A 13,566-nucleotide genomic window follows, 5' to 3' on the forward strand; every position below is an offset into this window, starting at 1 on the left:
GCGAACCTCGATTCACGTTACCTTGCCAGCCTCACGGGACTGAATTAAAGGCGCTATTCATTTAAAAGAAGTATGACAGAACTCGTAACGTGTGTCAACTCTGATAACCCACTTCTGCGAACAATGTCATTTTATGAAGCTGACAACGATTAAGATCAGGATCAGTACGGGAATTCCAAATACAATGGCATAGCCTACAAATTTTAGAGGTTCAGGCAGACTGTTTAAATCAATTTTCTCAGGAGGACCACCGGACTCAATTTGCTGAAATAACCTGATTTGTTCATCTTTGTAGCCGGAATTGGAATCAATTGGTACTTCCACCTTCCGCTCGGTTTCATGAATTTTATATGGATCTTTGGATTTCGTATTCATTCGAATCACTCCTCCAAATGACAAATACTTTTTACATATTTTTCATCATACCATATTTCTTTTACTACATTCTGGCCAAGACAGGAGCGGTATTGTTGTACTTTATGCAGGATCTCGGGCACAAACCATGCCCCGGGAGCGGTATTGTAGTATAAAGTGCAGGAATTTGAGTAGATACGGTGGCTCTGGAGCTGGATTGTTGTATAAAGTGCAGGAATTTGAGTAGATACGGTGGCTCTGGAGCTGGATTGTTGTATAAAGTGCAGGAATTTGAGTAGATATGGTGGCTGTGGAGCTGGATTGTTGTATAAAGTGCAGGAATTTAGGCGGATATAGTGGCTGTAGAGCTAGATTGTTGTATAAAGTGTAGGAATTTGAGTAGATATGGTGGCTGTGGAGCTGGATTGTTGTACTTTTATACGAAAATAACGTAGGATTTTCATTTTAGGGGGTGACGCCTTAGCGTCATGGGTGTTTGTGCAGGATTTCAGGCGTTTCACACAACAAAAAAAAGCAAAAAAGCCTACCGGCAACGGTAGGCTTTACTTATTCATTCAGTTAATTAAAATTCAATACATTAAAATTCAAACTCAACGTCACTCAACCGTCTCTGAATTTCAGAGATTACGCGTTTTTCTTCCTCTTCACCTTTAGCGATAAAGGTAACCGAGAAACGTACGAAAGATCCGGCATCATCCCAAGGGACACTGGAAATCAATTTCTCACGAATCAGGAACTGCGAGAAGTCTTCACCGGATTCAAAACGACGTCCGCCCTTAACACCTTTTGGAGCTTCTACGTAAAGGAAGAAAGAACCCTTTGGTTTCTCTGCCTTAAATCCGAGGCTGTTCAAAGCATCCACGAGCAGGTTATGACGGCGGGAATACTTGGCAGCGATTGCTTCAGTAATCTCAGGATGCGAAAGGCCGTAAGCAGCCGCTTTCTGAATAGCGATAAATTGACCGGAATCATTGTTATCTTTAATATCGCTGAACGCTTTAACAACAAGTGGATTCCCAGCAACAAAACCAATTCTCCAACCTGTCATATTGTAGGATTTAGAAAGGGAATGAAGTTCTACACCAACATCCTTCGCTCCCGGTACAGACAAGAAGCTAAGCGGCTTCATGCCATCATAGGTTAAAGCAGCATAAGGAGCATCGTGGATGACTACTACATCATATTTTTTAGCCCAAGCTACAACTTCAGCGAAAAATTCAGGAGTCGCACTGGCACCCGTTGGATTGTTCGGATAGTTTAGATAAATTAGCTTCGCCTTACGGGCAACCTCTTCTGGAATGGCATTCAGGTCAGGAAGGAAATTATTCTCCTTCTTCAGTTCCACTGTATACACTTGTCCACCCAGATACTTGGTGTGCGTACCCAACACAGGGTAACCAGGCACTGTCATAATGGTGATGTCCCCTGGATTGATGAAGCAGGATGGCAGCATAGCCAGTGCAGGCTTGGAGCCGATAGAATGCACAACCTCTGTCTCAGGATCGATGCCCTCTACACGGAATACTTCCCGCAAATACTCAGCAGCCGCTGTCTTAAATTCAGGAATCCCGTTATCTGCATATCCCCGGTTTTCTTCCTTCAATGCTTCTTCTGCCAGCTTGGCAACGATGCCTTCGTCCGCCATTTCATCGGGTTCGCCCACACCGAGGTCGATCAGCTCAATATCGGGAAAATCCTTCTTCGCGGATGCTTTAGCGCGTTTGATTTTCTCGAATTTGTAGATTGCTGTGTCTTTGCCATAGTTAGCGCCACCGATGCGGTCCGCAAAATTAGTCTGAATAAATGTTTCCTGATATTGTTCAATACTCATAATTGTCGTCTCATCTCCCGGATAATAATAGAAAGCATAGGATGACCTGCACCTATACTTTCTGATATTTTTAAATATGACGTAAAGCTTGCTTCAAAACCATGGATTAATACTCAATTCATTTGTACTTATCTGCTGCGCAGGGTGAACAACAGATCTTCCATGTCAGCAGGTAACGGCGCACTGAATTCCATATATTCTCCTGAAGAAGGATGTACAAATCCGAGGACGGCTGCATGCAGGGCCTGACCCGTCATAGTTGTCCCTTTGCTGCGCCCATATATCGGATCTCCAGCGAGCGGATGTCCGATAAACTTCATATGTACACGGATTTGATGGGTACGTCCCGTCTCCAATTGCAGCTCAACCAAAGTACAATCTCCAAAGCGTTCAATTACCGTAAAATGGGTCACGGATTTTTTACTGTTCTTCTGTGTAACCACATACAGCTTACGATCATGAGGATCCCTGCCGATAGGTGCGTCCACTGTGCCTTTGTCATGAGTAATATTACCCTGAACAATCGCAATATATCGGCGTGTTACACTATGCTCCTTAAGCTGGGCAGAGAGGGAGGCATGACTGGCGTCATTTTTGGCGGCCATGATGAGCCCGGAAGTATCTTTATCAATTCTATGCACAATCCCCGGACGAATCTCTCCGTTAATTCCCGAAAGATCCTTGCAGTGATACATCAAAGCATTCACTAAAGTGCCTGAAGGATGACCTACAGCCGGATGCACGACCATGCCGCGCTTTTTATTAATAACAATCACATCACTGTCTTCGTATACAACTTCGAGCGGAATATTCTCAGCTACCAGATCCGTAACTTCCGTTTCTGGAACCACAACTGTAACTACTTCCCCTTCCAAAAGCTTATGATTGGCCTTGACCGGAGCCCCATTGACATTAACATGTCCATCATTGATCCATAGCTGTACCTGGGATCGTGAAATATTGCCCTCCCAAGACTCTGTTATATATTTATCGACCCGCTCGCGGGCATGCTCTGCAGTTACGGTCCACTCCGTGACGTCCTTCTCTTCTTCGTAGTCAGATGCCTTAGGATGATTGACGTCTTTGTCCAAATTATTCATTCCCTTCTTTGACTTCCTCTATTTCCTTAACGTCGAGAACTTCTTCTCCGCCGCCCTTTAAATCACGCAGTGAATCCAAAATAATAAGTGCAACACCTATGACAATACTGGAATCTGCCACATTAAAAATAGGGAACGTATAACTTCCGAAATTAAATTGCAGAAAATCAACAACCTCTCCCGAAAGAAGCCGATCCAAAAAGTTGCCGAACGCTCCACCCAGTACTAAGCCAAGTGCAGTAGGCAGCAGTTTTTGTGTCTTTCTAGCCTTATTCAAGTACCAAACAATTCCAATAACTACAACAAAAGTAACCAGGAAGAATAACCATCTTTGGCCTTCTAGAATCCCAAAAGCCGCGCCGCGATTACGATGAGAGGTAATTAAAAAGAAGTTGCCGATGACCGATATTTGTTCCTGAAGCTCCAATCGTGTAGCAATTAGATACTTCGTTCCCTGGTCAATCAAAAAGACAATAACAGCAATCAGATAGTACACCACAGAAGTTGTCACTCCGTTCTTATTTTTCCCGCATTTTGCGGTCAAATACTGTATAAAGACTCGTATATTGTAGCACAGCCCTTAAGAACACGTCTATTGGGGGCCGCTCCATGAATGGGTAATTTCGATACTATTTTCCATAGCTAAAATAACCTTTATATGGTCAACCTAACGAAGAGCTAAACCGGAACTTAAATTTTGAACCCGCTAATTCATATATATCCACAGAAAGGGGCCTGTCTCATTATGAATCATCTAACCTCAGAGCAGCTCTCAGAGCTTCGGGCGAACCTTGAAGAGATGCAAAAAGATATCGAGAACAGAATTAAGGAGAACGATCATTACGACCTTGATAACTCTATGCGTTATTCGTCAGGCGAGCTTTCGGAAATCGACAACCATCCCGGAGACGTCGCTACAGACCTTTATCATCGTTCTATGGACATTTCACTCTTGGAAAGAGATGAACATGAGTTAGTGGATATTAAATTGGCGCTAGCTTCCATGGATGAGGGGACTTATGGAATTTGTCTTGTGAGCGGTCAACCCATTCCATATGAACGTTTGGTCGCAGTACCCTATACATGCTACTCTAAAGAGCATAATCCTCGTCAAGAGAAGCCTATCCAACGTCCGGTAGAAGAAGAGTTTCTTATGCGTCCCTTTGGACGTTCCAGCCTTGACGACCGAGACGATTATAATGGTTTCGACGGTGAAGACGCCTGGCAAATTGTTGAAAGCTGGGGGAACTCGGATTCTCCCGCCATGGCTGAAGGAAACAACATTGATTCTTATAATGAAATGGAAATTGAGCCCGGTGAACCTAATGGCTGGGTAGAGCCTTGGGAGAACTTTGTCGCCACTGATATTACTGGGAATAATGTCACCATTATCCGTGGTCCTAGTTATGAGCATTACTTGGAGAGTGGAGAAGGCAGTTTCCTTCTGGAACCCAATAAAATAGAAGAACAGGAGTAGCCTATGCTGCTCCTTCTTCCATTAAAAAGTCTTAAGTTCCAGTTGGTGCTGAACAATACGAACAATATCCGCAATATAATCACCAATGATCGGCAGATTCAGTGCCCCCAGTACCTGAAGAACATAAATGATGGTTGCCGCAAAAAAGGTAAAGCCCAGCGCAATCCCCAAACCGCGAGCAGCTCCTGAAAATATATTCAGCCAAATCAGGCGCCAGGGGGAATTTAGCAGTTCCGTATACTCTGCGATCCGTGATTTCTCCATCTGCTGCGCGAACCCGTTTGTAAGACGGTACAATGTATTTATTTTCTCCTCGAGAGGTATATTTCCCAGATCAGATTGATCCTTAATCCCGGTTTCGGGTATTAAGATTCCCTGTTCTTTCTCGGGTTTCACGGCTTCTCCAGAGGTTTTTACAGAAATTCTACTCTTCGCTCCTGGGCTATCACTATTTCCATTCCGACCAGCCACGGCATACGGCCCCTTCCCCGCCCCTGTAGCGCCACAAAGTAAACGAGCCCGGCTCAGGAGTTCAAGGTACTCTCCTGAAGCACGGAGCTCGTTATTTTGCGCCGAAATATAAAGAGGCTATATTTCCCGCATAAACAGAAAACACCTCTGTTTATACTTGTGCCGCTAGTATATGCCGTTTCCAGACAAGTAATGCAAATTTATGCGTTGATATAAATACCTATCGATTTGCCGCTGGCATCCACAGTCTCGAAAGTATAGTCCCCGCCAAATTCAATAGTGGTAACAAGTACATTATCACGTAATACGTCCTCAAAAGCAGTTACTGCCGCCTTCAGCTCATCGTCTACATTTAACGTCAAGGCAATTCGTTTATCAATCGGCAGATCCAGACGTTTACGATAATCCTGCACAGCCCGTACGATTTCGCGTACCCATCCCTCTTGTTCAAGAGCAGGTGTAATCTCGGTGTTAAGAGCTACCGTAATTCCATAACCGGATGCCGAAGCAAATCCTGGCTTGGCCTGCTTCTCTACAAGCAATTCCTCAGCCGTAATTTGCAGTTCTTCACCTTCCGGTGTAGCGATTGTGATAACGCCATCCTGTACGGTTTTACGGGTGGAGTCGCTATCCAGTCCTTTAAGGAAGCTTTGGATAAACCCAACGTTTTTACCGTATTTTTTACCGGCTACTTTAAGGTTCAACTTCAGTGTGAAATCGACGAACCCGCTATCACTGGTCTCCAGTACTAAGTTCTTGATGTTGATTTCGTCCTTAACGATATCCCCGTAGCCTGCAGCGTCGAAGGTGTGATCCAAGGAAACGATAAGCTCTGACAACGGCTGGCGTGTCTTAATGCCTGTTTCGTTGCGGACATTACGCGCCAGCTCCACAATCGCTCTCGCACTTTCCATATCCTGCTCCAGGTTCTTGTCAATCAGGCTTTCGTCTGCGACCGGATAATCGGCCAAGTGTACACTCTCTCCGCCACCCAGGTTAGTGAAGATGTCCTCAGACAGCATAGGTGTGAACGGAGCCATCAATGTAGCAGTAGTCAATAATACTCGTGTAAGAGTACGGTAAGCATCGAGCTTATCCTCGCTCAGTCCGCTTCCCCAGAAACGGTCACGCGAACGGCGGATATACCAGTTACTCAGCTCATCCACGAAATTCTCGATGGCTTTGGATGAGTTCACGAAGTCATTTACTGCTAACCCTTTTTCGACCACAAGAATCAAGCTGTTCAGACGGGACAGAATCCAACGGTCCAGCTTATGCTCCGACACCTTAAACGGATGCTCAGCCGGATCATAACCATCAATGCCGGCATAAAGCGTCAAAAAGGCATGTGTGTTGACAAGGGTATCTACAACCTTGGATTTCGTCTCGCCCACCAAACTGCGGGAGAAACGTTTATTATTCCATGGTGCACTATCGGACAAAATTGCCCAACGGAATGCATCCGTACCGTATTCATTCATGATTTCCCACGGGTCAATAACATTGCCCTTGGATTTGGACATTTTTTGACCATTCTCATCCAGGATATGTCCGGTCGCAATAACAGCTTTGTAAGGAGCTACGCCCTTGAACAAAGTTGAAACGGCAAGCAAGCTGTAGAACCAGCCGCGTGTCTGGTCAATTCCTTCGCAGATCATATCGGCCGGATATTGATCATTTAGCTTATCCTCATTCTCAAACGGATAGTGGCTTTGCGCAAAAGGCATCGAGCCGCTGTCGAACCACACGTCAATAACCTCTGAAGTTCGTACCATCACTCCGCCTTCGCTGAATGGGCTGCGCAGCTGGATGTTATCCACATATGGCTTATGAAGTTCAATATCCTCTGGTACGTCAGTAGTAGCCATTGCTCTCAATTCAGCAATACTGTGGGGTGCAAATTCCTTACCTGTATCTTGGCAAACCCATACATTCAGCGGAGTTCCCCAGTAACGGTTACGGCTGATATTCCAGTCTACCAGCTCATCCAGGAATTTGCCGAAGCGACCTTCACGAACGTGTCCAGGGTACCAATTCACACTGTTGTTGTTAGCGATAAGCTGATCCTTGATCGCTGTCGTATTGATGAACCAACTGTCTGTTGCGTAGTACAGAAGCGGTGTATCACAACGCCAGCAGAACGGGTAACTATGCTCATATTTCTCTTTACCATACAGCAGGCCTTTTTCCGAAAGCATCTTAATGATATCCAAATCGCAATCCTTCACAAAACGTCCAGCAAAATCAGTCACGATGTCCGTGTATTTACCTGAGGTATCCACAACGTTGACGAAGCTGATGCCGTTCTCGCGGCAAGACTTATAGTCATCCTCTCCATGCGCCGGAGCCATATGTACAATCCCTGTACCGCTGGCATCAGTTACAAAGGAAGCACCTACGATGACATTGCTCTTCTCAGCTTGGATATATCCGAAAGGAGGGGCATAGGTTTTGCCGATAAACTCAGAACCTTTATGAGTAGAAAGGAGCGTATGCTCGCCTTTCACGACCTCTTCCACCAGATTCTTGGCCAGGATATACACGCCATCTTCCTGTTGCACCCGCACATAATCCATATCGGGGTTCATTGCCAAAGCCATATGCGCAGGAAGTGTCCATGGAGTGGTAGTCCAAGCTAGAACATAGTCTCCGCTGTCATTCAGTTTGAACTTTGCCGTTGCACTGAGATCCTTAACCGTTTTGTAGCCTTGCGCTACTTCATGCGAGCTAAGGGTAGTCTGACAGCTCGGGCAATAAGGACTTACACGGTGGCCGCGGTACAAAAGGCCCTTCTCATGAACGGTAGCCAAGATGTTCCACACGCTCTCGATATAGGTATTCTCCAAAGTTACGTATGGGTTATCCAAATCTGTCCAGTAACCAATAGCTTCCGTAAATTCACGCCACTGCTTCTCGTAACCAAATACGCTGGCTTTACACTTTTGGATAAATTTCTCGACGCCATACTCTTCAATTTGTTGCTTGCCTGAAATACCCAGCTGTTTCTCAACACCCAACTCTACCGGGAGACCATGTGTATCCCAGCCCGCTTTACGAATAACACGGTACCCCTTCATTGTCTGGTATCGTCCGATGAAATCCTTGATTACCCGTCCGAGCACGTGCCCGATATGCGGAGCACCATTAGCGGTTGGGGGTCCCTCATAGAATACATAGTTCGGACGTCCCTCACGGTTCTCCATCGATCTGCGGAATGTATTCTCGTCGCTCCATTTCTTCAATATACGGACATCTCTTGCCCGCGCTTTTTCCTTGATATCTACCTTTTGCATGGTGGTCAATCCTTTCAAATAATATTTCACTGAAAACAAAAAAGAGCATCTCTCCACCCCCAAAGGGGCGAGACGATGCTCGCGATACCACCCTAATTCAGTGCTTACGGTGTTTCCATACAGGAAACAGCAATCAGCACGATCTCAGTTCCGCGCCTAAAGATCTAGCACGGATCCGGTGTAACGTCCGGCAGACGGCTTGGCTTACGCACGAATGAACGCTTCAGCTAGGCTTCTAGGGGAAGATCTTCCTTCAGGGTCTGAACATCGGCTCTCAGCAATCACCGACTCTCTGGGGAACGTAACCTTGACGTACTGGTCCCTTCATCGAATACATATGAACATTGTACAGATATGTTCTAGTTATAGCCTCTTTGACTCCAAATGTCAATATTAGAGGCAATTAGTGGGATTACGCCCCCAACTTGCAAAGGAGGCTTAAATAGTTGTATTCCATACAGCTATCTATTGGTTATCCCTGGTTTGTAATGATTTAGTTGCACTAAATACACCTAAATGACTGAGAAGCAGCTTGTTTTGTCTAATAAGTGCCAAATAGTTGTAGAAAGTACACTTATATGAGTTTCTCCTATGAAAAAATGGAGTTTAGTTGCACAAAGTGCAATTAAACTCCATTTCATAGCTCAACATGGGATAAATCACGATTGTATACGATGCAGCCTCAAAGGCTAGATAACGCCTTCACGGACCTCACGAATTTCACCGCGGCTGTCCAATGCATCCCAATCATCCTGGGAGAGAAGCTCCAGCTGAGCTTCAAGAAGTGTCCGAAAACGAGTCCGGTAGATAGAAGCTTGCTTACGCAGCTCCTCCGTTTCTATCGAAACCTTCCGGGATTTGGACAGTGCCTCATTTATAATCCGGTCGGCATTTTTCTCCGATTCCTTGATGATAAGCTGAGACTCCTTCTTCGCATTGCTTTTCACCTCATCGGCCGCTTCTTGAGCAACAATGATCGTCTTGGAAAGTGTTTCTTCAATATGCACAAAATGATCTAAACGCTCTTGAATAGATAAAAGCTGATTGTGCAGCTCCTTATTCTCACGGATGACGATTTCGTAATCCTTGATCACCTGATCCAAAAATTCGTTGACCTCATCCTCATCATAACCTCGGAATCGCCGGGCGAATTCCTTGTTATGTATATCGAGCGGTGTTAATGGCATGCTGTATGCACCTCCTAGAATTTCGGACCTCTTCATGCACTATCAATCAGAGCATCCCCAAGCCTGCCTCTATACAATTATCGGCGTCCGGCTGCTGAAATGTTTGCTGCCTTGAGATAATGAATTTCGACAATTAAACTCGAATTCCTGCAAGGTGACTATACAAATTTACCAACCTGAACATGATATCGTCCCTTTTTGGTCAACCCGCCTATCTCCATTACCTTGAATCGACCAAAGCCTTGTACAGAAACCATATCGCCTTCCTTAAGTGCAAAGGAAGGGTCTTCTTCCACCTTCCAATTCACCCGTACTCGCCCACCCTTAATCGGGACAAGAATTTTGCTCCGGCTCAGGCGGCATACATCTGCAGCAATACCATCTAACCGTAAAGAGGCAACCGTAAAGTCCATCATTTCAAGCTTGACTTCCATACTGCGGAGGGCAGAAAGCGGCAATATCTCCGTACTCACAGATACCCGATGGACTCCATTCAAGTGGATAGCCAGATAATCAGCGATATCCGATGTGACGACGGCATGGCAACCGTTCTCGACCACACGAATATCGCCAATTTTACTTCTTTTGATGCCAAGCCCTAGAATGGAGCCCATATAGTCGCTATGTTCCAAAGCCTGAAACTTTTGTTCGATAGGAGTAATCGCCAGCACCTTCATCTGCATATCCTCAGCATTCAAATCACGATAATCTGGTGCGATGATCGCCCGCCGCCGCTCCGCATCCTGATCTCCGCCTTCCCATCTGACGATAACGTCGGGATGACGGTTAACCAGGCTTTGCAGAATATAGCCCTGCCGCGGATCTAAAAAGTCGGTCAGCTTGACCTCATGATACTCACCAGCATGGCTAACCCATTCCCAGGCCCTGTCCACAAATTGCCGTTCATCCGGGTGAAAGTGGCCATAGACTTCATTCTTCATCCTATTAGCCTATAAAGTATCTCAGAATTGACTTTAATCCGCCTGCAGCAAACTCCAGCACAATTAATGCGATGAAAGGCGAAATATCAAGTGTTCCGAAAAGGGGAGGTATAATTTTGCGAAAAGGTGCCAAATACGGTTCTACCAGCTTGCTTAACAGCTCCCCGATAAAACTATCACGCACATTAGGCAACCAGGACATCAGCACATAAAAAATAATCATGAAGAAATAAATATTGAACAGTATATCAATAATCGACTCGATTTGGGTCAAAACCCGTTCACCTCATTCTATTATAATCTTGTTCGTCACCCAGGATTTCAGTAATGGAGCCCTGAATTTCAACTGTATCCGGTGTGCACATAAATATATTGCCCCCAATTTTGGAGATTCCTCCACCAAGGGCATATACGGTACCACTAATAAAATCAATAATTTTCATCGCTTGGTCATTGCGTACACGCTGCAAATTGATGACAACCGTCCGGTGCGAACGGAGATGGTCGGCAATTTCCTGAGCCTCATCATACGAACGGGGCTCATACAGTACAACCTTCACATTTTTTTGCGAATGAATACTGACTACATTGCCAGCACGTTGGTTTTTGCGGGTTTCTACAGGCACAGGTTCAAAATCTTCCTCATCACGGGAAGAAATTTGTTCCCGTTCTATAATTTCTTCTTCCTCCTGTAAACCCAAAAAGTTCATAAACCGGTTCATCACACCCATCACGATCCCTCCTCATGGCCTACTAATACCGTGCCCAGGCGAACCCAGGTGGATCCTTCTTCTATAGCCACTTCAAAATCATTTGACATTCCCATAGACAGTTCAAGTATCGGCTGAGGTGTTAGTGCTTGTTGATTCAATTCATCTCTTAACTCACGTAAACCCCGAAATACAGGACGGGTAAGCTCTGGATCTTCCTCAAAAGGAGCCATTGTCATAAGCCCAATTACTTTTACATGGTCCAAATCTGAGATACTCCGCAAAAAGTCAGGAACTTCTTCCGGTGTCAGACCATATTTGCTGTCTTCGCCCGAAATGTTTACTTGAAGAAACACGTTAACGTCAATCCCTGCCGTCTTTGCTTTCCTTTGCAGCTCCTGCGCCAGAGAGAGCCGGTCCAAAGAATGTATATATTGAAATTTGCCGATAACGTCCCTGACCTTGTTAGTCTGTAAATGCCCGATAAAATGCCAAATCCCTTGATCTCCGAGTGCTTCCCATTTGCTCTCAGCATCCTGCCAGCGGCTTTCACCGATATGCTCCATAGAGGCTTCAAGTACAGAGGCAACCATATTCAAAGATACATATTTCGTAACCGCAATCACATGGACATCACTTGGATTCCGGCCACTTGCCTTACAGGCTTGCTGTATGCGCTCATTAACTCCGGCTATTCTCTCCTGCAACGTCAAGGCCAAAATTCAACTCTCCTTTATTCCGATCCAGCTCGTCATTCTTCCTGTAACACCGTTTTCCTTACGATAGGAAAAAAATAAATCAGGATTACAGCTTGTACACCAAGTGGTACATTCGATATGAGTCGGCAATATTCCTGCTTTTATCATAATGCGTTGGTTCAATTCTTTCAAGTTAAGCATGCTTTTGTCACCATTTGCTCCGGATTGTCTATATACACTTCCCGAAAAAGGAGCTTTCCCACCCGAGGAATCCTCCAGCAGGTGAACGTGCTTCATGACCTGATCATTGACTTCATAACAGCAATCTCCGATTGAAGGTCCTATTGACGCTAAAATATCCTCCGCACAGCTTCCGTATGCCTCGCTCATTTTCCTCACCATTACAGCAGCGATTTCCGCCACAGTGCCTTTCCAGCCTGCATGAGCCAACCCTACTGCCGCACGAACCGGGTCATAGAAGTATAACGGTACACAATCTGCATAAAAAGAAGTCAGCATCACACCTGGTACATTGGTGATCAACCCATCCGTATCTGAAAAGGCCGAGGTTCTGTCCCGGCTTCCACGCCCGCGATCCTTGTGATCGACTACAGCAATATTTACTCCATGAGTCTGTTCCCCGCAAGTCCAGTCTTTCAGTTGGAAGCCGAGGCTCTCAGCAAGAGTTCTACGGTTGCTTATAACATCCTGCGGATCATCACCCACATGAAAAGCACAATTGAGACTTTCATAAGGCGCCTTGCCGGCCCCTCCCTGCCTGCTTGTAAATCCGGCAGTTATCACTGCATGCTCCTGATGCCATGGTTTTAGACGGAACAGGCGCGGTGACCCATTCTCCAACACAAACGGTTCCATATTCTCACCTCTGATTCAGTGTACCACAAGAAGAACTCGGCCCTAAATCCTTTATTAAATATTACCCTCTGCTGGCAACCCGTAAGCTTGAAGAAGGGTTAATCATGCAAAAAAAGGCGCACAGGCTAATAAGTGCGCCTTTCGTTACGATCAACACGTTCGAGATAAACCGTCTCCCGCTGCTCCTCCTGATATGGATTCCGCAGCTCTTCCATTTTCACCAGCACCACATCGGAGCCGATTTTAACAATGTTTCTCCAAGGAATAATGAGGTCTGACCCGCCGCCAAACAGTCCCATAAATCGGGTATAACCAGGCACCACAATGGCCTCAATGACGCCCTTTCTTAAATCCAGTTCCAGGTCGCTGATCTGTCCCAGACGTTTACCATCTACAATGTTAATGACGTCTTTAGTCTGAAAATCGGATATTTTCATTTTTTTGCCTGCCGCTAAGGATTCCTGACTCACTTCGCCACCTCTGTATCTTCAGACGTATTAATAAATATATGATGATAAAGCTTGGCAACATGTCATTTTTACCTCAATTCAGAAATAACATTTTGAACAAGAAAAGGCGATCCTTTTTAGGGGATCACCTTAGGGTT

At 45.4% G+C, this 13,566-nt stretch carries 14 protein-coding genes; 1 reads left to right on the forward strand and 13 read right to left on the reverse strand.

Annotated elements, in window-relative coordinates:
* Window positions 1-126 precede the first annotated feature (126 nt).
* The 4 genes from J2T20_RS04315 to lspA form a co-directional block, all read right to left on the reverse strand.
* A complete protein-coding gene (locus J2T20_RS04315) occupies window positions 127-375 on the reverse strand; it encodes a hypothetical protein (RefSeq protein WP_307585938.1) in 249 nt (82 codons plus the stop codon).
* Window positions 376-952: 577 nt separating this feature from the next.
* Window positions 953-2,206 carry an LL-diaminopimelate aminotransferase gene (locus J2T20_RS04320; protein ID WP_307585940.1) on the reverse strand — a complete coding sequence of 418 codons (1,254 nt, stop codon included), beginning with the start codon at window positions 2,204-2,206 and terminating at the stop codon, window positions 953-955.
* Between the two features lie 128 nt (window positions 2,207-2,334).
* Window positions 2,335-3,306, reverse strand: coding sequence for an RluA family pseudouridine synthase (locus tag J2T20_RS04325; RefSeq protein ID WP_307585942.1), 972 nt, complete (start codon window positions 3,304-3,306; stop codon window positions 2,335-2,337).
* Window positions 3,299-3,805 (reverse strand): signal peptidase II, encoded by a 507-nt coding sequence (lspA, locus tag J2T20_RS04330; RefSeq protein WP_307586257.1) that lies wholly within the window; start codon window positions 3,803-3,805, stop codon window positions 3,299-3,301. Before lspA ends, J2T20_RS04325 begins: the two co-directional genes overlap by 8 nt.
* A gap of 246 nt (window positions 3,806-4,051) precedes the next feature.
* On the opposite strand from lspA, the gene J2T20_RS04335 reads away from it, so the two are divergent.
* A complete protein-coding gene (locus tag J2T20_RS04335) occupies window positions 4,052-4,783 on the forward strand; it encodes a TraR/DksA C4-type zinc finger protein (RefSeq protein ID WP_307585944.1) in 732 nt (243 codons plus the stop codon).
* A 21-nt stretch (window positions 4,784-4,804) separates the two neighbouring features.
* Here the strand turns inward: J2T20_RS04335 and J2T20_RS04340 are convergent, their stop codons facing one another.
* The 9 genes from J2T20_RS04340 to J2T20_RS04380 form a co-directional block, all read right to left on the reverse strand.
* Window positions 4,805-5,107, reverse strand: coding sequence for a DUF5665 domain-containing protein (locus J2T20_RS04340; RefSeq protein WP_373457757.1), 303 nt, complete (start codon window positions 5,105-5,107; stop codon window positions 4,805-4,807).
* 347 nt (window positions 5,108-5,454) lie between these two features.
* The gene (ileS, locus tag J2T20_RS04345; protein WP_307586261.1) at window positions 5,455-8,547 is read right to left on the reverse strand and encodes an isoleucine--tRNA ligase; all 3,093 of its coding nucleotides are present in this window, start codon (window positions 8,545-8,547) and stop codon (window positions 5,455-5,457) included.
* Window positions 8,548-9,236: 689 nt separating this feature from the next.
* A complete protein-coding gene (locus J2T20_RS04350; RefSeq protein WP_307585946.1) occupies window positions 9,237-9,734 on the reverse strand; it encodes a DivIVA domain-containing protein in 498 nt (165 codons plus the stop codon).
* Window positions 9,735-9,892: 158 nt separating this feature from the next.
* Complete coding sequence (locus tag J2T20_RS04355; protein ID WP_307585947.1) at window positions 9,893-10,675, reverse strand: YlmH family RNA-binding protein; 783 nt, start codon at window positions 10,673-10,675, stop codon at window positions 9,893-9,895.
* 4 nt (window positions 10,676-10,679) lie between these two features.
* The gene (locus J2T20_RS04360; protein ID WP_307585949.1) at window positions 10,680-10,949 is read right to left on the reverse strand and encodes a YggT family protein; all 270 of its coding nucleotides are present in this window, start codon (window positions 10,947-10,949) and stop codon (window positions 10,680-10,682) included.
* 7 nt (window positions 10,950-10,956) lie between these two features.
* Window positions 10,957-11,406: a cell division protein SepF gene (locus J2T20_RS04365; protein ID WP_307585951.1), complete on the reverse strand. Its 450-nt coding sequence runs from the start codon at window positions 11,404-11,406 to the stop codon at window positions 10,957-10,959.
* On the reverse strand, window positions 11,406-12,098 hold the full coding sequence (locus J2T20_RS04370; RefSeq protein ID WP_307586263.1) for a YggS family pyridoxal phosphate-dependent enzyme: 693 nt from the start codon (window positions 12,096-12,098) through the stop codon (window positions 11,406-11,408). Before J2T20_RS04370 ends, J2T20_RS04365 begins: the two co-directional genes overlap by 1 nt.
* Window positions 12,099-12,107: 9 nt before the next feature.
* Window positions 12,108-12,959: a peptidoglycan editing factor PgeF gene (gene pgeF, locus J2T20_RS04375; protein ID WP_307585953.1), complete on the reverse strand. Its 852-nt coding sequence runs from the start codon at window positions 12,957-12,959 to the stop codon at window positions 12,108-12,110.
* A gap of 125 nt (window positions 12,960-13,084) precedes the next feature.
* The gene (locus J2T20_RS04380) at window positions 13,085-13,396 is read right to left on the reverse strand and encodes a YlmC/YmxH family sporulation protein (protein ID WP_036659188.1); all 312 of its coding nucleotides are present in this window, start codon (window positions 13,394-13,396) and stop codon (window positions 13,085-13,087) included.
* Window positions 13,397-13,566: the final 170 nt, after the last annotated feature.

It is taken from the genome of Paenibacillus wynnii, assembly GCF_030812855.1.
Taxonomy (GTDB): Bacteria; Bacillota; Bacilli; order Paenibacillales; family Paenibacillaceae; genus Paenibacillus_AQ; species Paenibacillus_AQ wynnii_A.

What these genes read in the sequence shown, in the direction of transcription:
- J2T20_RS04315 (WP_307585938.1), bottom strand. Translation starts at nt 375, where the DNA reads ATGAATACGAAATCCAAAGATCCATATAAAATTCATGAAACCGAGCGG.
- ileS (WP_307586261.1), bottom strand. Translation starts at nt 8,547, where the DNA reads ATGCAAAAGGTAGATATCAAGGAAAAAGCGCGGGCAAGAGATGTCCGT.
- J2T20_RS04365 (WP_307585951.1), bottom strand. Translation starts at nt 11,406, where the DNA reads ATGGGTGTGATGAACCGGTTTATGAACTTTTTGGGTTTACAGGAGGAA.
- J2T20_RS04320 (WP_307585940.1), bottom strand. Translation starts at nt 2,206, where the DNA reads ATGAGTATTGAACAATATCAGGAAACATTTATTCAGACTAATTTTGCG.
- J2T20_RS04380 (WP_036659188.1), bottom strand. Translation starts at nt 13,396, where the DNA reads ATGAAAATATCCGATTTTCAGACTAAAGACGTCATTAACATTGTAGAT.
- J2T20_RS04335 (WP_307585944.1), top strand. Translation starts at nt 4,052, where the DNA reads ATGAATCATCTAACCTCAGAGCAGCTCTCAGAGCTTCGGGCGAACCTT.
- pgeF (WP_307585953.1), bottom strand. Translation starts at nt 12,959, where the DNA reads ATGGAACCGTTTGTGTTGGAGAATGGGTCACCGCGCCTGTTCCGTCTA.
- J2T20_RS04355 (WP_307585947.1), bottom strand. Translation starts at nt 10,675, where the DNA reads ATGAAGAATGAAGTCTATGGCCACTTTCACCCGGATGAACGGCAATTT.
- J2T20_RS04350 (WP_307585946.1), bottom strand. Translation starts at nt 9,734, where the DNA reads ATGCCATTAACACCGCTCGATATACATAACAAGGAATTCGCCCGGCGA.
- J2T20_RS04325 (WP_307585942.1), bottom strand. Translation starts at nt 3,306, where the DNA reads ATGAATAATTTGGACAAAGACGTCAATCATCCTAAGGCATCTGACTAC.